This is a genomic window from Streptomyces sp. NPDC029836 (assembly GCF_055574495.1).
Map to the genome: position 1 here is coordinate 101,561 of NZ_JBVHZI010000004.1, position 20,806 is coordinate 122,366.

At 72.6% G+C, this 20,806-nt stretch carries 17 protein-coding genes and 1 tRNA gene; 3 read left to right on the forward strand and 15 right to left on the reverse strand.

Going from position 1 to position 20,806, the window contains the following annotated elements:
- Window positions 1–25 precede the first annotated feature (25 nt).
- Window positions 26–3,367, forward strand: a complete 3,342-nt coding sequence (locus ACZ4XJ_RS14205) for a response regulator (protein WP_468496325.1) — start codon at window positions 26–28, stop codon at window positions 3,365–3,367.
- Between the two features lie 13 nt (window positions 3,368–3,380).
- Window positions 3,381–3,956, forward strand: a complete 576-nt coding sequence (locus ACZ4XJ_RS14210) for an antibiotic biosynthesis monooxygenase (protein WP_362875039.1) — start codon at window positions 3,381–3,383, stop codon at window positions 3,954–3,956.
- A gap of 15 nt (window positions 3,957–3,971) precedes the next feature.
- Here ACZ4XJ_RS14210 and ACZ4XJ_RS14215 read toward each other — a convergent pair whose 3' ends face one another.
- The 9 genes from ACZ4XJ_RS14215 to ACZ4XJ_RS14255 form a co-directional block, all read right to left on the reverse strand.
- Window positions 3,972–5,621: a long-chain fatty acid--CoA ligase gene (locus ACZ4XJ_RS14215; protein WP_468496326.1), complete on the reverse strand. Its 1,650-nt coding sequence runs from the start codon at window positions 5,619–5,621 to the stop codon at window positions 3,972–3,974.
- A 263-nt stretch (window positions 5,622–5,884) separates the two neighbouring features.
- Window positions 5,885–6,418 carry a SigE family RNA polymerase sigma factor gene (locus ACZ4XJ_RS14220; RefSeq protein WP_362875041.1) on the reverse strand — a complete coding sequence of 178 codons (534 nt, stop codon included), beginning with the start codon at window positions 6,416–6,418 and terminating at the stop codon, window positions 5,885–5,887.
- 182 nt (window positions 6,419–6,600) lie between these two features.
- Window positions 6,601–7,767 (reverse strand): lipid-transfer protein, encoded by a 1,167-nt coding sequence (locus ACZ4XJ_RS14225; protein WP_468496327.1) that lies wholly within the window; start codon window positions 7,765–7,767, stop codon window positions 6,601–6,603.
- Window positions 7,764–8,180 (reverse strand): MaoC family dehydratase, encoded by a 417-nt coding sequence (locus ACZ4XJ_RS14230; protein WP_468496328.1) that lies wholly within the window; start codon window positions 8,178–8,180, stop codon window positions 7,764–7,766. Before ACZ4XJ_RS14230 ends, ACZ4XJ_RS14225 begins: the two co-directional genes overlap by 4 nt.
- Window positions 8,177–9,340: an acyl-CoA dehydrogenase family protein gene (locus ACZ4XJ_RS14235; RefSeq protein WP_468496329.1), complete on the reverse strand. Its 1,164-nt coding sequence runs from the start codon at window positions 9,338–9,340 to the stop codon at window positions 8,177–8,179. The genes ACZ4XJ_RS14230 and ACZ4XJ_RS14235 overlap by 4 nt, the downstream gene beginning before the upstream one ends.
- Entirely contained in the window at window positions 9,340–10,320 is a 981-nt protein-coding gene (locus tag ACZ4XJ_RS14240) for a bifunctional MaoC family dehydratase N-terminal/OB-fold nucleic acid binding domain-containing protein (protein ID WP_362875044.1), read from the reverse strand. The genes ACZ4XJ_RS14235 and ACZ4XJ_RS14240 overlap by 1 nt, the downstream gene beginning before the upstream one ends.
- Window positions 10,317–11,468, reverse strand: coding sequence for an acyl-CoA dehydrogenase family protein (locus ACZ4XJ_RS14245; RefSeq protein WP_468496330.1), 1,152 nt, complete (start codon window positions 11,466–11,468; stop codon window positions 10,317–10,319). Before ACZ4XJ_RS14245 ends, ACZ4XJ_RS14240 begins: the two co-directional genes overlap by 4 nt.
- A gap of 243 nt (window positions 11,469–11,711) precedes the next feature.
- Entirely contained in the window at window positions 11,712–12,020 is a 309-nt protein-coding gene (locus tag ACZ4XJ_RS14250; protein WP_362875046.1) for a hypothetical protein, read from the reverse strand.
- Between the two features lie 1,148 nt (window positions 12,021–13,168).
- A complete protein-coding gene (locus ACZ4XJ_RS14255) occupies window positions 13,169–13,588 on the reverse strand; it encodes a DUF6344 domain-containing protein (protein WP_468496331.1) in 420 nt (139 codons plus the stop codon).
- Between the two features lie 197 nt (window positions 13,589–13,785).
- Here ACZ4XJ_RS14255 and ACZ4XJ_RS14260 point away from each other — a divergent pair, with 197 nt between their 5' ends.
- Entirely contained in the window at window positions 13,786–14,214 is a 429-nt protein-coding gene (locus tag ACZ4XJ_RS14260) for a GNAT family N-acetyltransferase (protein WP_468496332.1), read from the forward strand.
- Between the two features lie 684 nt (window positions 14,215–14,898).
- Here ACZ4XJ_RS14260 and ACZ4XJ_RS14265 read toward each other — a convergent pair.
- The 6 genes from ACZ4XJ_RS14265 to ACZ4XJ_RS14290 form a co-directional block, all read right to left on the reverse strand.
- Window positions 14,899–14,985 (reverse strand) — tRNA-Ser (locus ACZ4XJ_RS14265).
- Between the two features lie 72 nt (window positions 14,986–15,057).
- Window positions 15,058–16,041 carry a trypsin-like serine peptidase gene (locus ACZ4XJ_RS14270; protein ID WP_468496333.1) on the reverse strand — a complete coding sequence of 328 codons (984 nt, stop codon included), beginning with the start codon at window positions 16,039–16,041 and terminating at the stop codon, window positions 15,058–15,060.
- Between the two features lie 356 nt (window positions 16,042–16,397).
- Window positions 16,398–17,456 carry a YeiH family protein gene (locus tag ACZ4XJ_RS14275; protein WP_362875052.1) on the reverse strand — a complete coding sequence of 353 codons (1,059 nt, stop codon included), beginning with the start codon at window positions 17,454–17,456 and terminating at the stop codon, window positions 16,398–16,400.
- Complete coding sequence (locus ACZ4XJ_RS14280) at window positions 17,456–18,013, reverse strand: cysteine dioxygenase family protein (protein ID WP_468496334.1); 558 nt, start codon at window positions 18,011–18,013, stop codon at window positions 17,456–17,458. Before ACZ4XJ_RS14280 ends, ACZ4XJ_RS14275 begins: the two co-directional genes overlap by 1 nt.
- Window positions 18,014–18,112: 99 nt before the next feature.
- The gene (locus ACZ4XJ_RS14285; protein WP_362875055.1) at window positions 18,113–19,018 is read right to left on the reverse strand and encodes a LysR family transcriptional regulator; all 906 of its coding nucleotides are present in this window, start codon (window positions 19,016–19,018) and stop codon (window positions 18,113–18,115) included.
- 117 nt (window positions 19,019–19,135) lie between these two features.
- Window positions 19,136–20,650: a S1C family serine protease gene (locus ACZ4XJ_RS14290; protein WP_468496335.1), complete on the reverse strand. Its 1,515-nt coding sequence runs from the start codon at window positions 20,648–20,650 to the stop codon at window positions 19,136–19,138.
- Between the last annotated feature and the right edge of the window lie 156 nt (window positions 20,651–20,806).

Consider the following 20,806-nt stretch of genomic DNA (forward strand, 5'->3'; position numbering starts at 1 on the left):
GTCGTGGTCAGGGAGGAAGCTCGTCGTGAGCAGCAGGCCATCCCGAGGCGCTGCTCGCCTCGCAGCAATACTCGACGCGCTTCCCGACGCGTTGTTGCTCGTCAACGCCAACGGCACGGTCGTCAACGCGAATTCGATCGCCCTAGCGGTCATGGAGAGCCCCGGCACGGGGCTCGTGGGACGCGGCGTACTGGACCTGCTGCCGGAGTTCGACTCCAAGCTGATCCCCGGTTCGATGCGCCGGCCCGGCGACAACGACGAGGGCCGTTCCAAGCCCAAGCGGATGACCGCGCGCCGCACCGACGGTTCCGAGTTCCCGGTGGAGCTCACCAGCGCCCACCTCGACGGCCGGGACGCCTACCGCGAGCCCCAGCCCGCCTACACCGGTGACGAGCTGCTGATGCTCGTCGTGCGGGACCTCTCCGAAACCGTCGACACCGAGGCCGAGCTGGCCCGCTCGCAGCGGCAGACCGAGATGATCCTGCGGGCCGCCGCCGAGGGCGTCGTCGGCACCGACACCGACGGTCGGGTCGTGCTGGTGAATCCGGCCGCCGCGCAGATCCTCGGCTACCGCGCCACCGATCTCGGCAACCGCGAGCTGCACGGGCTGGTCCAGCACTCGCGCGCCGACGGATCGCCCTTCCCCTTCGACGAGTCCCCCCTCGCCGACACCCTGCGCAGCGGCCGCAAGCACCGCGTTCGCGGGCAGGTGCTGTGGAACAAGTCCGGACAGCCCGTCGCCGTCGACCTGACGACCTCGCCCGTACGGGACGGGGAGCTGCTCGTCGGCGCCGTCATGACGTTCACCGACCGGCGGGCCTACGACGCCCTCGCGGCGCGCCATGCCCAGTTGCTGGCCGTCCTCGGGGAGTCGCTGCGCGGTCCCCTCGACGAACTGCGCGGGGAACTGGCCACCCTGGCCGCCGACGACGCAGGCCAGCTGTGGCCCGAGGCGAACCAGTTGCTGCACCACCTGGCCGCCGGGTACTCGCGGATGACCGCGCTGGTGGACAACGTGCTCGCCTTCCAGCGGCTCGACGCGGGCGCCGAGAAGCTCAAGAAGAAGAACGTCCTGATCAACACGGTCGTCTCGGACGGCATCGACGGCGCGGTCGAACTGATCGGTCCCGGCCGGGTGCAGTTCGCCGTGCACGCCCCGACCATCGAGGCCGAGGTGGACGCGGAACGCATCGCGACCGCCCTCGCCCACCTGGTCGCCGACGTCGCCGGAGTGGACGCCACCGGCAAGACGGCCCAGGGCAGCGGGTACGGGGACTCCACGATCGTGGTCGCCGCCGCCCAACGCGGCGAGGTCGTACGGATCGAGGTGCGCGGCCCCCACGAGGGCGGCACCCCCGTGCACGAACCGGTCGTACGGGGCATCGTCGCCGCGCACGGCGGAGTCCTGCAGACCGTGGAGGTGCCCGGAGCGCCCGGTGGGGCGTACGTACTGGAACTGCCGCTCGGCTCGGGCGCGGGGACGGTGACCCTGCCGGAGCCCCCCGAGGAGCCGGCGACGCCGGAGGCCGGCGCGGGCGCCGCGAGCGCGTCGGACGGCAACGGCCCCGGTGGCCGCCGGGCCCGGCGCGGAGTGGACGCCTTCCTCGATGACGCGGCCGACGGGGCCGACCCGGACGCCGGGTCCGACGGGGCGAAGGCCCCCGCGGCCCGTGCGGGCGGGGGCGCGCTCGCGCTGCCGTCCGGGCGGCGCCGGGCGGACGGCAGCCCCGCCGACTCCGGTCCGGCGGAACTCGCGCAGTCCCCGGTGAACCCCGCCGGGCTCGGCACCGGGCGCAGGCGCGGCCGGGACGGCGACGGCAGCGCCGACGCCGAGCGCGGCGGAGCCGGCCGGCCCGTGCCCCCGCAGGGCAACGCCATGCCCGCGCTGCCTCCCGTACCGACGGTGCCCCCGGTCCCCGTCACCGAGCATCCGGCCGGACGCCGCCGGGCGCTGGGCCCCGTCGCTCCGGCGGCGCAGCCCGGTGGTCCCGTGTCGGCGGCCGGGCTCGCGGCGCCCCGACCCATCGCTCCCGAGGGCGGCTTCGCGCTGCCCGCCGGTCCGACTCCGGCCGCCCCGCAGGCCCCCGCGATGGCCGGTTCGGCCCCCGCTCCCGCCGAGGCCGACGCCGACGCGTCGGGCCGGCGCGGTCGCCGGGTGCTCGGGGCACCCGCGGGCGCCGATCCCGAGGCCCCCGAGGCCTCCGCCGAGGACGCCGAGGATCCCGCGCACCCGACCGGCAGGCGCCGCGGGGTGCCCGCCGCCCCGGCCTGGCCCGTGCCCTCGGCCCGTACCGCTTCCGAGGAGTCGGAGCAGGCCGCGGCCGCTCCGGCCGCCGTCCCCGGCGCGCGTCGGCCCGCCGGCGCCCCGGCGCCGGCCGGGCAGCCGATCAGCGTGCGCACGCTCGGCACCCTGGGGCAGGGCATCTCCGTGGACCCGGGTGCGGGTGACACCAACGGTGCGGGGCAGGGCGGTTCCGGCTCGGGCCGGCGTCGTCGGCTGTCCGAACCTGCCCCCCAGGGACGCGCCTTCGCCATAGGGGCGCCCGAGGCGGGCTCCGCCGAGGGCCCCGAGCCGCTGGACGGCCCCGGTGGCGCCGTCGAGGTGGTCAACCGGCCCGCGCCGCGGCCCGTGGACGACGAGCTGCCGCCGGAGCCGCTGGACAACCCGCGCCGGCTGCTGGTGTGGCCGGCGCCCGACGCCCAGACCCAGCAGGCCCTCAGCGACCGCGGCTACCGTCCGGTGATCGTGCACTCCCGTGAGGAGGTCGACGCACAGATCGCGGCCTTCCCCGCGGCCCTGTTCGTCGACCCGCTGACCGGCCCGATCACCCGGACCGCGCTGCAGTCCCTGCGTCAGGCCGCGGTGGCCGCCGAGGTGCCCGTCCTGGTCACGGCCGGGCTGGGCCATGCCACGCGGGAGGCGGCGTACGGCGCCGACCCGGCCGTGCTGCTGAAGGCGCTCGCGCCGCGCGACAGCGAGCAGCACCCCTCCCGGGTGCTGTTGATCGAGGAGCACACGGAGATCGCCACCGCCCTGACCGCGGCGCTGGAGCGGCGCGGCCTCCAGGTCGCGCGGGCGGGCGCCGACACCGACGCCGTGGAACTCGCGAGCCGGATGCGGCCCAACCTTGTGGTCATGGACCTGATGCAGGTCCGGCGCCGACGGGCCGGGATCGTGGACTGGCTGCGCGCGAACGGGCAGCTGAACCGCACGCCGCTGGTCGTCTACACGACCGCCGGCATCGAGGCGTCCGAACTGCCGCGGCTGGCCTCCGGGGAGAGCGTCCTGTTCCTCGCCGAGCGGGCCACCACCGCGGACGTGCAGGGCCGCATCGTGGACCTGCTGGCCAAGATCGGCACCAACTAGTCATCCTGGGCCGATGGCCATCACCGACACGTCCGAGCAGACCGTCCCCGCCGACAACGGCGAAGTGAGCCTCCTGATCGCCCGGCAGGTGGAGGCGGGCCACGAGGAGACGTTCGAGGCGTGGGCGCACGGGATCCTGGAGACGGCCGCCGGTTTCCCCGACCACCTCGGGTACGGGCTGTTCCGGCCCGCGGTGGAGGGCGGGCCGTGGTTCCTCGTGCACCGCTTCCGCAACCAGGACGCGTTGGCGCGCTGGCAGGACTCGCCCGAGCGGGCGCAGTGGTTCTCGAACTGCCTCGGCCACCACCACACCGAGATAGCCCGGCGCGAACTGCACGGCATGGAGACCTGGTTCGCCAAGCCGGGCACGACCCGGCCCGCGCCGCCGCGCTGGAAGATGGTGGTCAGCTCGGGGCTGGCCATCTTCCCGATCTCGCTGGTGGGCAACGCGGTGCTCGGGCCGTACCTGGTGGACCTGCACTTCGTGCTGCGGACGGCCGCGTTCGCGGTCGTCTTCAGCACCCTGATGACCTACGTGGCCATGCCGGCCGTCAGCAGGCTGCTGCGGCCGTGGCTCACGCGCGGCTGACGTCCCCCGGCCCGGTCACCCCAGGGTGGTGACGTCCAGGGCGCCGTCCGCGTACTGCTTGCGGATCACCTTCTTGTCGAACTTGCCGACGCTGGTCTTCGGCACGGCGGCGACCAGGCTCCAGCGCTCCGGCAGCTGCCACTTGGCGATCGACGCGGCGAGGAAGTCGCGCAGCTCCGCGTAGTCCGCGGTGGCGCCCTCCTTGAGGACGACGGTGGCCAGCGGGCGCTCGCCCCACTTGTCGTCCGGAACGGCGACGACCGCCGCCTCGGCCACCTCGGGGTGGGCCATCAGCGCGTTCTCCAGCTCGACGCTGGAGATCCACTCGCCGCCCGACTTGATGACGTCCTTGGCGCGGTCGGTCAGGGTGAGGAAGCCGCCGGGGCTGATCACTCCGACGTCCCCGGTCTTGAGCCAGCCGTCGGCGCTGAACTTGTCCGCGGGACGTTCGGGCTCGCCGGCCGCGCCGCCGTAGTAGGCGCCCGCGATCCAGGTACCGCGCACCTCCAGCTCGCCCGCGGACTCGCCGTCCCAGGGCAGGTGATCGCCACCGGGGCCGACGAGGCGGGCCTCGACACCCGCCGGGAAACGGCCCTGGGTGACCCGGTAGGGCCACTCCTCCTCGGCGCTCAGGCCGGCCGGGGGATGCGCCATGGTGCCCAGCGGCGAGGTCTCGGTCATGCCCCAGGCGTGGCACAGCCGGACGCCGAGCCGGTCGTAGGCCTCCATCAGGGAGGGCGGACAGGCCGAGCCCCCGATGGTGACCTGCTTCATCGAGGTCAGGTCCCGCGGCTGGGCGGTGACCTCGGCCAGCAGCCCCTGCCAGATGGTGGGGACGGCCGCCGCGTGGGAGGGCCTCTCGCGCTCGATCATCTCGGCGAGCGGGGCGGGCTGGAGGAACCGGTCGGGCATCAGCATGTTGATGCCGGTCATGAAGGTGGCGTGCGGCAGGCCCCAGGCGTTCACGTGGAACTGCGGGACGACGACGAGGGTGGTGTCCTTGTCGCTCAACCCCATCGACTCGGCCATGTTGACCTGCATGGAGTGCAGGTAGATGGACCGGTGCGAGTAGACGACGCCCTTGGGGTCGCCGGTGGTGCCGGAGGTGTAGCACATGGCCGCGGCCTGGCGCTCGTCCAGCTCGGGCCACTCGTAGCGGTCGGAGCGGCCCTCGATGAGCTCCTCGTACTCGTGCACGCGCACGTCGAGGCCGTCGAGCGCGGAGCGGTCGCCGATGCCGGCGACGACGACGTGCTCGATGGTCGGCAGGTGCGGCAGCAGCGGCGCGAGGAGCGGCAGCAGGGTGCCGTTGACCAGGACGACCTTGTCCACGGCGTGATTCACGATGAAGACGAGCTGCTCGGGGGGCAGCCGCAGATTGAGCGTGTGCAGGACCGCGCCCATGGACGGGATGGCGAAGTACGCCTCCACGTGCTCCGCGTTGTTCCACATGAGCGTCGCCACGCGGTCGTCCTGCCGGACGCCGAGTTCGTCGCGCAGGGCGGTGGCCAGACGGTTGGCGCGGGTACCGATCTCGGCGAAGCTGCGACGGTGCGGCTCGGCCTCCCCGGTCCAGGTCGTGACCTGGGACTTCCCGTGGATCGTCATCCCGTGTCGAAGTATGCGGGTGACGAGGAGCGGTACGTCCTGCATGGTGCTCAGCAAAGCGTCCTCCCGGTGAGCGCTGCGGCGCTGCGGCGGCGTACGGATGCTGCCGATTCTGCGCACGTACCGGTCGGTCTGTCACTACCCGGGAGTACAAACAGCTGCGGCGATCACTGTGCGGAGTCGCGCGTGGCGGTGTTTCACGTGAAACGAGGTCGGCGGCGGCGCCGGTGTTTCACGTGAAACGAAGGGTCTGTTTCACGTGAAACGGGTGGCTGCTTCACGTGGAACCAGCGGCTGTTCCACGTGAAACAAGAGGCTGTTCAGCGCACCGGGGTGAGTTCCGGGTCCTCGCGGAGCTTGACCAGGGCCCGGGAGACGGCGCTCTTGACCGTGCCGACGGAGACCCCGAGCACCTCGGCGGTCTGCACCTCGCTCAGGTCCTCGTAGTAGCGCAGGACCACCATGGCCCGCTGGCGGTCGGGCAACCGGGTCACGGCACGCCACATCGCGTCCCGCAGGGCCTGCGCCTCCGCAGGATCGGCGGCGGGCCGCTCCTCGGTCTCCGGCAGCTCGTCGCAGACGAACTCGTCGACCTTGCGCTTGCGCCACTGGGAGGTACGGGTGTTGACCAGGGCCCGCCGGACGTAGCCGTCCAGCGCCCGGTGGTCCTCGATCCGGTCCCAGGCGACGTACGTCTTGGCGAGGGCCGTCTGGAGCAGGTCCTCGGCATCGCACGGGTTGGCGGTGAGCGAGCGCGCGGTGCGCATCAGGACCGTGCCGCGGGTCCGTACGTAAGCCGAGAACGACGGGTACGGCGTCGGGTTCGAGGCGAGCGTGCACACAGGCGTGGTCATGGGTCCACGCTAGGAGCGGACCGCGCCCACCGGATCGGCCCCAGGTGCCGAAGCTGGGTCCGTCTCAGGTTGTAGGACGGGGGCGTGCCCCACCTCCTGAAGGTGGAGGGACGCGGCCCGCCTCCCGTGGGCGACGCAGACGTCCCCGACGCCCGGGCGGCGTCGCCCCCGGCACCCGTACGTCAGCGGTCCACACCGAGGATCAGCCCCGAGGTCGGCACCCCGGTACCCGCCGTGACCAGGGCGTGCGCGGCTCCCTCGGCCTGGTTGACGGAGGTGCCGCGCAGTTGACGGACGGCCTCGGCGATGCCGTTCATGCCGTGCAGGTAGGCCTCTCCGAGCTGGCCCCCGTGGGTGTTGAGCGGCAGCGCCTCGGCGGCGACGAAGTCGGCCGCCTCGCCGGGCCGGCAGAAACCGAACTCTTCCAACTGCATCAGCACGAAGGGGGTGAAGTGGTCGTAGAGGATCCCGACGTCGATGTCCGAGGGACGCAGACCGCTGGTCCGCCACAGCTGACGGGCGACCACGTCCATCTCCGGGAGCCCGGAGAGGTCGTCCCGGTAGAAGGAGGTCATCGCCTCTTGGCGGCGCCCCGCGCCCTGCGCGGCGGCGGTGATCACGGCGGGCGCCTGCCGCAGGTCCCGGGCCCGCTCGGTGGTGGTGACGACGAGGGCCTGGCCGCCGTCGGTCTCCTGGCAGCAGTCCAGCAGCCGCAGCGGTTCCACGATCCATCGCGAGGCCGCGTGGTCGGCGAGGGTGATGGGCTTGCCGTGGAAGTAGGCGGCCGGATTGTTGGCGGCGTGCCGCCGATCGGTGACGGCGACGTGGCCGAACGCCTCGGGGGTGAGGTGGTAGGTGTGCAGGTAGCGCTGGGCGGCCATCGCCACCCAGGAAGCCGGGGTGAGCAGGCCCCAGGGCAGCGACCAGCCGAGGGCCGCGCCCTCCGCCGAGGGTTCCCGTTGCTGGACGCCGGAGCCGAAGCGGCGGCCCGAGCGCTCGTTGAAGGCCCGGTAGCAGACGACGACCTCCGCCACCCCGGTGGCGACGGCCAGTGCCGCCTGTTGGACGGTGGCGCAGGCCGCGCCGCCGCCGTAGTGGATCCGGGAGAAGAAGGAGAGGTCTCCGATGCCGGCCGCCTGGGCGACGGTGATCTCGGGGCTGGTGTCCATCGTGAAGGTGACCATGCCGTCCACGTCGGCGGGGGTCAGTCCGGCGTCGTCGAGGGCGGCGTGCACGGCTTCGACGGCGAGCTTGAGTTCGCTGCGGCCGGAGTCCTTGGAGAACTCCGTCGCGCCGATGCCGGCGATGGCGGCCCGGCCGCCGAGCTGGTCGCGGGTGCGGACGCTCATGCGGCGGCCCCCGGGCGCAGGGTCACGGTGACCGTGCCGGTGACGTGTCGGCCGAGGCCGTTGGCGCCGACGATCCCGATCTCGGCGGTGTACCCGTCGAGGGCGGTGACGGTGCCGGTGAGGGTCATGGTGTCGCCCGGGTGGTTGGGGGCGCCCAGCCGGATGGCCACCTTGCGCAGCACGGTGTGCGGGCCGAGTCGGTCGGTCACGTACCGGCCGACGAGGCCGTTGGTGGTCAGGATGTTCATGAAGACGTCGGGGGAGCCCTTCTCCCGGGCCAGTTCGGCGTCGTGGTGCACGTCCTGGTAGTCACGGGAGGCGATAGCGCCCGCGACGATCAGGGTGCGGGTCACCGGTATCTCCAGGGGCGGCAGTGTGTCGCCGACCTTCAGCGGTGTCTCGCCGGCGTTCATGCGTGGTCCCTTCCGGTGGCCGGGATCGCGGCGGCCACCGCACCGTTGTCGGGCGGGTGGGGCGGGTCGGCCGGGGCGGTCCCGTCGGCCGGGTCCGGGGCGTCGGCCGGGTCCGGGACGTCGGCCGGGTCCGGGGCGTCGGCCAGGAGCGTGCCCAGCTCGGCCAGCAGCTCGCTGCCGCAGCCCAGGTACGCGTCCAGTTGGCGCCCCCACAGGAAGTGCCGGTGCACCGGGTGGTCCAGGTCGGCGCCCATGCCGCCGTGCAGGTGCTGCCCCGCGTGCACGACCCGTTTTCCGGCCTCCGAGGCCCACCACCCCGCCGTGAGGACATGGGGGTCCGCCGGGAGCCCCGCGTCGATGCGCCAGGCCGCCTCGTACGCGGTGACCCGGATCGCCTCGGTGTCCATGTACGCGTCGGCGGCGCGCAGCATGACGCCCTGGTTGGTGGACAGCGGCCGGCCGAACTGCTCCCGGGTGGAGGTGTACTCCACGGCCCGGGCCAGCGAGCCGGCGCAGACGCCCGCCTGGAGGCCGGCGAAGGCTGTACGGGCCACCGCGAGCGTGTCCTCGTACGCCCCGGGGCCGTCGCCGAGGCGCTCCCCGTCGGCGTCGGTGAGCTCCAGCCGTCCGGCGGCCCAGGGGGCGGTGGTCTCCACCGGGGTGGTCCGCACGCCGGGCGCGTCGGCCCGTACGAGCCACAGGGCGCGGTCCGCGTCCGGGACCAGGACGTGCGTGGCGTCCCGCAGCCAGGGCACGAACGGCGCCGTACCGGTGAGCCGTCCCGCCGGGGAGGCGCTGATCCGGCCGCGGGCGGGGAAGGCTCCGCACACCACGGCCTCGCCGGTACCGAGGGCGGGCAGCAGTCGGGCGCGCTGCGCGTCGCTGCCGTGCCGGGTCAGGGGCAGGATCCCGTACGCGCAGGTGGCCGCGTACGGGACCTGGGCGGTGGTGCGGCCCTGCTCCTCCAGCAGCAGGACGAGGCCGAGCAGGCCGACGTCCTCGACCGCGGCGGTGAGTCCGGCGGCGGTGAGGGCCTTCCACAGTTCGGCGTCGCTGCCGGTGCCCGCGGCGGCGAGGCGTTCGTGGGTGGCGAGGTCCGCGAAGATCGTTGCGGCGAGGTCGGCCGCGGCGGCCTGTTCCTCGGTGGGGTGGAAGTCCATCAGCCCTCGCTCCCTCGGAAGACGGGCAGTTCGAGTTCCTCGTCGACCCGCAGGAACTCCAACCGGACGGGCATCCCGATGCGCACCTTGTCGTAGGGGACCCCGGTGATGTTGCTGACCATCCGGACCCCTTCGGCGAGTTCGACGAGCGCGACCGCGTAGGGCGGCGCGAAGGCCGGGAACGGCGGGTGGTGCATCACGACGTACGAGAACACCGTGCCGACGCCCGCGGCCTCGACGGTGTCCCAGTCGGGGCAGGCGCAGGCGTTGCAGCCGGGGAGCCACGGGAAGCGCAGGGTGGCGCAGCCGGTGCAGCGTTGGATGAGGAGCCGGTGCTGTGCGACCCCGTCCCAGAACCCGCGGTTGTCCCGGTTGATGACCGGGCGGGGCCGGCGGGCGGCGGGCTGTCGGTCGGCGGACTTCCGGTCGGCGGGGGCCGGGGGCACCGCTGCGGGCGCCCGGACGGCCGCGGCCCTGGCCGCCGGGGCGTACTTGAGGATGCGGAAGCGGTGTGTTCCGGCGAGTACGCCGTTCGCGTGGACGTCCATCCGGGTCGTCACGAAATGCCCGCTGCCCAGCTTCGTCGTCTTGCGCGCCGAGACCGACTCGATCACCGCGTCGAAGGTCACCGCGTCCCCCGGGCGCAGCGGCCGCAGGTACTCCTGCTCGCAGTCGGTGGCGACCACGGAGGTGCAGCCCGCGCCGTCGAGGAGGCCGAGCAGCTCGTCGTAGGCGGAGGACCGGTCGGTGTGGCCGGACAGCCCACCCATGGTCCACGCCTGGAGCATGGTGGGCGGTGCGACGGCGCCGGGCCCGGTGTAGGCCGGGTTCGTGTCCCCCATCGCCTCGCACCAATGCCGGATCATCGGCTCGTTGACCGCGTCCTTGGCCCGCCCCCCGGTGGCGGCGGGCCGCCCCTCGAACGCCTTCAGCCGCTCGTGGAACGGGTCCGCCCCGTCGGCGGCCGGTGCCCCGGTCATCGCTTCCTCCCCTTCATGCCGAGCCGCATCATCGCGACGATCTCCCGCTGGACCTCGCTGACCCCGCCGCCGAACGTGTTGATCTGGGCGGCCCGGTTCATCCGCTCCAGCTCGCCCCCGGCGAACGCGTCGGGCCCCCGGACCAGAGCGTCCTCGCCGACCACCTCCTGGCACATCCGGTACACCTCGACGGTGGACTCGGTGCCGAGGAACTTCACCCCGCTGGCGTCGCCCGGGGCGAGGGCGCCGGCGCCCACGTCCTGGACGAGGCGCCAGTTGAGGAGGCGTACGGCGGCCAGCCGGGCGTGCGCCTCGGCGAGCCGGGAGCGCACCCAGGGCCGGTCGGCCGGTCGGTCACCGGTGGCCGGGTCCGGGGTCCGGGCGTGCCGCAGGGCCGCCCCGTAGAAGTCCTCGGCCTGCATGCCGATGGCGGCGAGGGCGACGCGTTCGTGGTTCAGCTGGTTGGTGATCAGGCTCCAGCCACCGTGCTCGGGGCCGACGAGGTGACCGGCAGGCACGCGCACGGAGTCGTAGTACGTGGCCGTGGTGGTGAGCCCGCCGACCGTCTCGATCGGGGTCCAGCCGAAGCCAGGACTGTCCGTGGGCACCAGGACGATCGAGATGCCCTTGTGCTTCGGGGCCTCGGGATCGGTCCGGCAGGCGAGCCAGATCCAGTCCGCGTTCTGGGCGTTGGACGTGAAGACCTTCTGCCCGTCGATCACCCACGCGTCGTCCTCGCGCAGGGCCCGGGTGCGCAACGAGGCGAGGTCGGTGCCCGCCTCGGGCTCCGAGTAGCCGATGGCGAAGACGATGTCGCCCCGGAGGATCCGGGGCAGGAAGTAGGCCTTCTGCTCCTCGGTCCCGTACTTCATGAGGGTGGGGCCGACGGTGTTGAGCGTGACCATGGAGACGGGTGCGCCCGCCCGGTAGGCCTCGTCGAAGAACACGAACTGCTCGTCCGCGCCCCGGCCTTGCCCGCCGTACTCCACGGGCCAGCCGAGGCCGAGCAGTCCGTCCGCGCCGATCCGGCGCAGGACCGCGCGCTGCGCTTCGAGGCCCCCGGGCACCCCGTCCGGCAGCAGGTTCTTGAAGTACGCGCGCAGTTCGGCGCGCAGCCGCAACTGATCTTCGGTCGGGGCGAGGTGCACGGCGCTTGGCCTCCCGGCGGGACATCGGCAGAGTGAACCTGACTGTCCGTCAGATTTGATGGCGATGTCAAGGTCGGGAACCGAGGCCGAGCGGCGGGTGCCGGCCCGCGACGGACGGGCCGCGGCCGGCGACGGACGGGCTGCGGACACGCGGGAGCGCCCGTACGACCGGACCCCAGCCGGTCCGGTCGTACGGGCGCCCTCAGCGGTAGGTGGCCGCCCGAGCGGCCCGCGGGACCACGGTCACCAGGGGAAGAAGTTCACCGCGATGTTCGAGTTGCCCTGCTGGATCGCCGTGAAGGCCGAACCGTTGACCTGCGCGGTGTTGTTCTGGTTCGACGCACCGGAGCCGGTGGCCACCTGCTGTGAGGTGGAGGAGTTGCCGTTGTTGTTGCCGCCCACACCACTGCCGATGATGCTCGCGACGCTCGCATTCGATCCGTCGTTCGCGAAGGAGCCGTTGTCAGCTGCGGCCACCCCGCCGAAGAGGGTGGCGGCGAGGGGGAGAGCGGCGACGGCGGCGATGACGCGGGCGGTACGGATGCTTGCCATGTCTGAATCCTCCAGGAACCGAAGTCGGGTGTACTGCGGGGCAGTTGGCCGACCGCCCCGGTCGTTGCGTTGCTGACGACGTCGCGGAACCAGAGTTGCCCACCGAATCCCCGGCGAACCACCCCGCAGTAACCGATTCCCCCGCAAGCATGACCAACCCGGGATAAACCCGGTTTGCTCCGCCGACGCCGCAGATCAGCGCCCCGAGCAGCGGCGAAACCCGTGCCGCACAAGGGGCGAAGCGTTACGTCAAACCCGCCCGCCCCGGACATGCCGAAGAGAGCCGCGTCATCCGGGAACCCCACCGTCTCCCGGGCATGCGGCCCTGCGATACCAACCTTCACGCCCCCTGCGCGCCCCCGGCGCCCGCCGGGGCATACCAACCGTGCCCCGATCCCGGAGCACTGCGCGACGCGATCCACGGCCACGACCGACCGGGCTCAAGCGCCTCGCGTTTCCTACGTCGTACGGGCTGACACCCTTGGCACTGCGTGCTGCGCACTTCGCCTTAGGTACGTCACCCTTCGCACGTCACACATCCGACTGCCTGCTTCGTACGTCACTCGTCATCGCGTCATGCGTCACTAGCCATGCGTCACTCGTCATGCGTCGCCGCGCCTCGTGCGCCACGCTTCACGCTCCGCGCCTCGTGCGCCACGCTTCACGCTCCGCGCTTCATGCGTCGCGCTGTATGCCTCGCCCAGGCGGCTTCACGCCGACCGCGCCTGCCGATTCCGGGACCACAGCGTTCGGTCCCACGGGCGGAGCAACCTGTCCGACACCGTTCCGTTCCTGCCACTTCGGATCCCACCGCGCACGGCTACGCCACTTCCGACTCCACCGCTTGCGACTGCACAGCTTCGGGTCCTACGCCATCGGCTCCCGCCCGCTCGGGTCGCACTACCACCGACCCGCCACCTCCGGCACTACGACCTCTGACCCGACGACCAGCGGTCGTCCGGCACCGGCGGCCCCATGGCCACCGTTCCCACTTCCGTGGCGCCTGCTCCCACGGCCCAACCCTTCAAGCACTCACGTACTCACTGGCGCACGTACTCACTCACTCGGGTACGCACCGACCTCACACACCCGCCCTCGCGCCCGGCACCGTTCCCGGCCACACCACGGCGGACTGCGGACGAACTCTCCTACGCGGCCAGCCCCAGTTGTCCCCGGCCCGCGGCGCGGCGGGTCGTCACAGCGACCGGACCGGAAGGCACCGTCGCGGCGGGCTCGGTTCCAGCGCCCGTACGAACGGCACCGGCGGTTCCGGAGTTCCCGGCGAGCGCGGCGGCAGTGGTCGAGCGGCGGACGGACGGGGTCTTGCCGTGGGCCTCGGCGCGGATCCGCTGCTTGATCGTCGGCGGCAGCGACCCGCCCCGCATCATCGCCCGCCACGTCCGCCGCGCCTCGACGGCCGGTCGGCGCACGGCGGGAACCGCGGGAGCGGCCGCAGCGGCGGCTGCCACCGGGGCGGCCTTCGAGGCGAGGCCGAGGAGGCCGAGGAGCGCCACCAGAGCGGCGAGGACGGTGGACCAGATCGACGTGACGGTGCTGCGGTGGTTCATGACGAGCGCCTCATTTCCCGATGTTCCGACGGATGGATCTGAATACATTCGTCATGATGTGGTCGCAACCGGAGAGCCCCCTCAACGCGCGCCGATCTTCCGACAAACACCACTCGAAAGGCCCAAAAGCGCCCTTTCGCATCTGACAAGATCATGGAACGACCGGCACCCGGACACCGACGAGACAGGGGCAGCGCATGATCATTCAGCAGGAACTCTCTTTCAACACACAGGAGTTGCTGGCCCTCTACGAGTCGGTCGAGTGGGTGGGCTACACCTCGGACCCGGAGCGCCTGCGCCGCGGCGTGGCCAACTCGCATCTGGTCCTGACGGCTCGGGACGAGTCGGGGCAGCTCATGGGTCTGGCCCGGACGATCTCCGACGACGAGCACGTCTGCTATGTCCAGGACCTGCTCGTGGACCCGGCCCACCACCGCAAGGGCATCGGCCGCGCGCTGCTCGAAGCACTCAAGGACCGCTACCGGCACTGCCGCTTCTTCCTCCTCTCCACGGACCACGCCGCGTCCCCCGAGGGCAAGGTCAGCCACGCCTTCTACCGCGACCTGGGCTTCCTCTCGTACGAGGAGAAGGAAATCTCCGGCTTCGGCCTCCCCCGCGACCGCTGACGCCCCGACCACCCGGCCACCCGGCCACCGCGAGGATGCCGACCGTGTCGCTCACCCACCTCGCGCTCACGTGCGGGCGAACCGCCGGCGTCGCCGACATCCGCCTCACCACGACCTACGGCGACATGCTGTAGGGCTACCCCATGCCCGAGCCGGCCCGGCAACCCGAAAACCCGCTCGCTCCCGTTACCCCGACGGGGAACAATCCCGGCCGTGGGCACGGACCTGACGGTTTCATCGAATGCCGATGGAACGAACACCTCGACGAGGACGACCGCGACCGGCACGGGGCCATCAACCTCGCGCACCGCTACGACGGCCGCACCCGACGGATCCTGGGAGTTCCGGGGCCGCAACACCGACCTCACCCGATCCGCCGAGCTCGCCGGCGTCACCGACCCGGTCGCCCTGCACCGCGCCGGCAGGTCGTACCCCGAGGGCACGGAATGGCCCGACGGCGACCGCCTCTTCCGCGTCGGCCGCCTCACCCGCGCCCAAGCGGTCCCGGACACCGACCGGGGCGCGTCCGCATGGTCATGCACACCCTGGCCGACCGCCACGGCGCCGGCGCCGTCCGCATGGTCGTCTGGTTCACCCGACCCCACCGCCCCCAGCGCCGCCCGAACCCCCGCCCGCCATGCGAACGGCCCCTGACCACATGTCCGGGTCAGGGGCCGCTCTCCGCGGTGGGTGTGGGATTTGAACCCACGGTGACATCGCTGCCACGACGGTTTTCAAGACCGTTCCCTTAGGCCGCTCGGGCAACCCACCTGGCCGGTACAGAGTACCGGGATGTGGGGGTGGGTGGGGTGGGTGTTCCCGGCGGGGGCGGGGTGGGGCGGGTCAGGACGTCTGGGCCTTGTCGTAGGCCGCCTTGGCTTCGTTGCCGAAGTAGGGGCCGTACATCCGGTTCGGCAGGAAGACGTAGCCGAAGCTGTTCACCGAGACCTGGGTGCCGAGGCCGGTCGCCTCGTTGAAGTCCTGGAACCAGGGGCCGCCGCTGGAGCCGCCGGTCATGTTGCAGCCCAGGCCGTGGTCCTTGGTGAGCAGGAAGTCCTTGTTGCTGTTCCCGCTGCAGTAGACGAGCTTGGAGCCGTCGTAGGGCGCGGCCGCGGGGAAGCCGAAGGAGTACATCTTCTTGTTGTAGCCGCCGTTGAAGAGGATGCCCTGGGCGCCGACGACCTGGCTGAGTTTCTGGCCGTTCAGGGGGGCTACGACGGCGAGGCCGACGTCCATGTTCATGTCCTCGCTCGCCGCCCACTGGTCCGTGGCGAAGGTCTTGGTCGCGGACCACTGGCCGTACGGCGCGTTGCCGTTGTCGTAGGCGGGCACGAAGACCCAGTTCGTGTGCCAGGCGCCCTGGTACTTCACGCAGTGGCCGGCGGTGATGACCGTGCTGCCGTTGGCGCTCGTGACCGAGTCGCCGGAACAGGACGCGGTCCGGCCGCCCATCGTGAAGAAGACCCGGCCCGAGGTCTTCACGATCGCCCCGCCGCCCGTCCAGGCGCCGCCCGCCTGCGGGAACGCCGTCGGGGAGGCCGAGGTCGAGGCCGTCGCGGGGGAGGAGGTCGAGGCGGTCGTCGGGGCCACGAGGGTGGGCCGGCCGGCTGCCGAGGGAGCCGAGCGGACGGAGCCGGGGGCGGCCGTCACGTCGAGCGGGACGGCTTGGCGCATCCGTTCCGCGGTCCAGAACCCCTGGCTGTGCTGCTGTCGGAACGAGGTGGGCGTGGGTTCCGCCGCGACCGAGGGGGTGGCCGCCGTCAGGGCTCCCGCGAGCAGGGTGCCCGCGGCGAGGAGGACGGACGCCGCCGTGCGATGACGATTCACGCAGGACTCCTTCTGCCGTGCCCGGACCGGTCGGGCCCGGGCAGGGTGGGGGTGAAGAGCGCTGTCGGTGCGGATCTGTCGGTGCGGATCGGCTGTGCGGACGTGCGGGTGTGCGGACGTGCGGTGTGCGGACGTGCGGGTGTGCAGGTGTGCGGATGCGCAGCCGTGCGGGCGTACGGATCCGCCGTGCTGCCGCGCGTGGCCGGGGCAGAATCGCACGGGGGCGGTGAGATGTCAGCGGGCAGTCTGAACGTTCGGTCGGTTCCGGCCATGAAATGGCCAACTCCGCTTGCTGCTACTCACTTTGTCGTGCCCAAGCCTCACACCGCCCCCGCCCATCGCACGCTCCCCGCGCGTCACATCGTGAGCAGGACGCCCACGTACGAGACCCCCGCCACCATCACCCACGCCCCCAGCCCCAGCAGCGCGGCCCGCCCGCCCGTCCGGGCCAGCGTCGGCAGGTGCACCGCGCTCCCGAGGCCGAACAGGGCGGCCGCCAGGAGTGCCTCTTGGGTCGTGTGCGCCCATTCCAGCGCCACGTCGGGCAGCGTGCCCGTGGCGCGCAGCGCGGCCGCGGCCAGGAACCCGGTCACGAACAGCGGTACCGGGGCGGGCCTGCGCCCCGACGGGGTGCGTACGCCGCGTCGGCGGGCCCGTAGCGAGAAGGCCACGGCCGCCACCAGCGGGGCCAGCAGGGCCACCCGCATCAGTTTGATGAGGACGGCCTCGCCGAGCGCGCCGGGGCTGGCGGTCTGCGCGGTCGCCACGACCTGCCCGACGTCGTGGACGCTCGCGCCCACCCAGCGCCCGAAGGCCGGGTCGGAGAGCGCCAACGGGCTCTGGAGGAGCGGGAGGACGGCGATGGCGAGGGTTCCGCAGAGGGTGACGAGGGCCACCGAGGAGGCCACGTCCTCCTCGTCGCTGCCGGAGACCTGGCTCACCGCGCCGATCGCGGAGGCGCCGCAGATCGAGTAGCCGGTGGCAATCAACAGGGGTTGGTCGCCGGGGAGTCCGAGGCGGCGGCCCAGCCAGAGGGTGCCGAAGAAGGTTGCCGCGACGACGCCGGTCACCATCAGCACGGTCGCCCAGCCCAGCTTCACCACCTGGTCGAGGCCCAGTCCCAGGCCGAGCAGGACGATGCCGATCCGCATCAGTCGCCGGCCCGCCAGGGACAGGCCGGGGCGGGCGGGTCCGCGGACGACGTCGCGCAGGCGGGGCAGGTGGGCGACGGCGATGCCGAGTACGACGGCGGCGGTGAGCATCGGCACCGCCGGGACCAGCAGGTGCACGCCCCACGCCACCAGCGCGCCGGCGGCGGCCAGGAGCAACCCGGGCCGGGAACTCCGTGTTTCACGTGAAACGTCGAGCAGCCGCACCCGCTCCGGCCGGTGCGGGATGCGGTTCAGCAGGGCCATCAGTCCACCGGCTCCGGGTAGACCCGGCGGACACTGCTGCCCAGGCGGGCCACGTCGGCGCCGTAGACGTGCAGCGAGATCGCCGTCGTACGACAGGAGTTGCGCACCTTGTGGATGTCGCCGGGCGGGGCGAAGCCGCACACGTCGCCCTGGCCGTTGACCACCTGCTCGGTCGCCACCAGCCGCGCGGGCCGCGTCGGGGACGCGGCGGGGGCGAGGCGGTAGCGGATCTCGCTCTCCGAGCCCTCGTGCACCCCGGCGACGCACCAGGAGACGTGGTCGTGGATGGAGGTCTCCTGGCCGGGCAGCCACACCAGGGCGACCACCGAGAAGCCGCCGTCCGGTTCCGTGTGCAGGATGTGCTGCCGGTACCGGTCGGGGTGGCCTTCGCGCTGCCCCGCGGTGAGCAGGTCGGGCGTGCCCAGGTGCGGGGCGAGCCGCTCTCCGACCAGGTAGGCGGTCAGGTCGGGGGCCAGTCCCCGGTCCACGACCCTGCGTATCTCACTGACGAGGGCGGCCATCCTCGCTGTCGTTCGGGCCGGCGTGGTGGTGGTCATGCGAGCAGCGTCCGCCCGGGCGCCCATCACGTCCAACACCAGTTCTGACCCGAAAACCCAAGCTCCGCTTATGGGTTGGGCCGCGCCGGCGCGGCAGGATCAGCAGCCGACGCGGTTCGCGGCGACCTGTTTGAGCGCGTCCAGCACCACGGCCGTCGCCGGGATCCGCAGGTGGTCGCGGTACACGTACGCGGCGATGTGGCGGCGCGCCGCCGGCTGGAGCACGCGACCGCAGACCCGGTTGAGCGAGAGCGAGGGCAGCACCAGCGCCGGCATCATCGCCACGCCCAGGCCCTGCGCGACCAGACTCTGCACCACGAGGTTGTCGTCGGTCGCGAACCGGATGTCGGGGACGAAGCCCAGCTCCGCACACTCGTGCAGCAGGTTCGCCCGGCAGCGCGGACAGCCGGCGATCCACCGTTCCTCGGCGAGGTCGGCCAGGTTCACCGCCCGGCGGCGGGCGAGCGGATGCCCGGTGGGAAGCAGCACCGTCAGCTGGTCCTCCATCAGCCTCACCTCGGCGACGTCCTCGGGGATCTCCTCGTGCAGGCCGGGATAGGTGAAGGCCAGGGTGATGTCGCACTCGCCGCGCTGGAGCCGGCGCAGCGACTCGGGCGGTTCCCCTTCGAGCAGTTCGACCTGCACGCCGGGATGGTCCTTGGCGAGTCCGCTGAGGGCTTCCGGGACGAGGGTGACGTTGGCACTGGGGAAGCCGCAGACCCGTACGCGGCCGGTGCGCAGGCGCGTGTAGGCCTTCAGCTGGGCCTCGGCGGCGGAGAGGCTGCCCAGGATGGACTCGGCGTGGCGGGCGAGGGACTCGCCGGCCTCGGTGAGTTTCATCGTCCGGCCCACGCGGGTGAACAGCGGTGTGCCGACGGCGCGTTCGAGTGCCTTCATCTGCTGGGTGATCGCCGGCTGGGTGTAGCCCAGGACGCGCGCGGCCGCCGAGTACGAGCCCGCGGCGACCACTTCGTGGAATGTCCGTATGTGCCGTGAATCGAACACGACCGAAGCATAAGCGGATGTTGGGAGGGGCCGTGAGCGGATTCCCGCCCACGGCCCCTCCCATCGAGCCGGTCTCCTCGCCGGGTGGACGCGTGGTCCACCGGGCGGGACCGCCCGCTACTTGTCGCCGACGCGCGAGCCGAGCGTGATGTCGACCGTGGTGGGCCTGCCGTCGCGCTGGTAGGTCAGCTTCACCGTGTCGCCCGGCTTGTACGTCCAGATCATGCTGATCAGGGTCGGCCCGCTGTCGACCGGCTTGCCGCCGAATTCGGTGATCAGGTCGCCGGGCTTGAGGCCCGCCTTGCCGGCCGGACCGTTCGGGTCGACCAGTTCGTTGGCGGGCGCGCCCTGCTCGGATACCTTCGCGCCGTCGGTCTTCGCCTGGAGGTCGACGGAGACCGAGATCACCGGGTAGACCGGCTTGCCCGTCTTGATCAGCGATTCGGCGACGTTCTTGGCCTGGTTGATCGGGATGGCGAAACCGAGGCCGATCGAGCCGGCCTGTCCGCCGCCGAATCCGCCGTTGCCCGCGGACTGGATCGCCGAGTTGATGCCGATGACCGCGCCGCGGCCGTCGAGCAGCGGACCGCCGGAGTTGCCCGGGTTGATCGAGGCGTCCGTCTGCAGGGCACTCATGTACGAGTTCTTGCTGCCGGAGCCGTCGCCGGAGGCCACCGGACGGTTCTTGGCGCTGACGATGCCGGTGGTGACCGTGTTGGAGAGGCCGAACGGAGCACCGATCGCGATGGTCGCGTCGCCGACGGCCACCTTGTCGGAGTCCCCGAGCGCCAGCGGCTTGAGGCCGGCGGGCGGGTTCTTCAGCTTGAGGACGGCGACGTCGTAGCCCTGGGCCCGGCCGATCACCTCGGCCTCGTACTTCTTGCCGTCGGAGAAGATCGCGGAGACCTTGCCTCCGTTCGCCGCGGAGGCCACCACGTGGTTGTTCGTGAGGATGTGGCCCTGCTGGTCGTAGACGAAGCCGGTGCCGGTGCCGCCCTCGCCGTCCCCGGCCGAGGCCGAGGCCTCGATGGTGACGACGCTGGGCAGCGAGGCTGCGGCGAGTCCGGCGATCGAGCCGGAGTCCCGCTTGAGGTCCTTCGGCGTGCTCGCGCTGATCGTCGTCGAGCCCGATCCGCCCTCGCTGCGCTCGGCGGCCCAGTAGCCGATGCCGCCGCCGACGCCGCCCGCGAGGAGCGCCGCCACGAGTACGGCCGCGATCAGGCCGCCCTTGCCCCTGCCCTTGCCCTTGGGAGGCGGGGTGCCGTCCGGGGTGAGCGGTGCGCCCCAGGCGCCGCCTCCGTGGCCGCCGCCTTCGTACGCGGGAACCGCCGGCGGGGGCGGGGGCCAGCCCTCGGCGCCGTACGCGGCCGTGGGGGCCGGCTCACCGTACGGCGGGGCCTGGGCGTAGCCCTGACCCGGCGCGCCCGGGTGGGCGGGAGCGGCCGGCGCGTGGGCCGGGGCCTGCGGCGGCGCGGGCGGAGGTGCGGTCGGCGGAAGCTGCTGGGTCTGCTCGACCCCCGGGGCCGGAGCGCCCGGCGCCCCGACGGGCGTCGGAGCGGCCACCGGCACGGGGGGTGCTGACGGGGCCGCGGGGGGCGTCTGGGCCGCGGTGCCCTCGTTCTCGGTGCTCACAGCGCTCTCTCCTCGTCACACACGGCTTTGGACACGGTCTATACGGCTGACACATCACGTCACAGCTGACCCGACTGGCACTGCTGAAACAGCTGCTGGAAATATCTGGCGATATCGACCCGACATCGGTCCGACTAAACGTTCGACGCGCCGCAC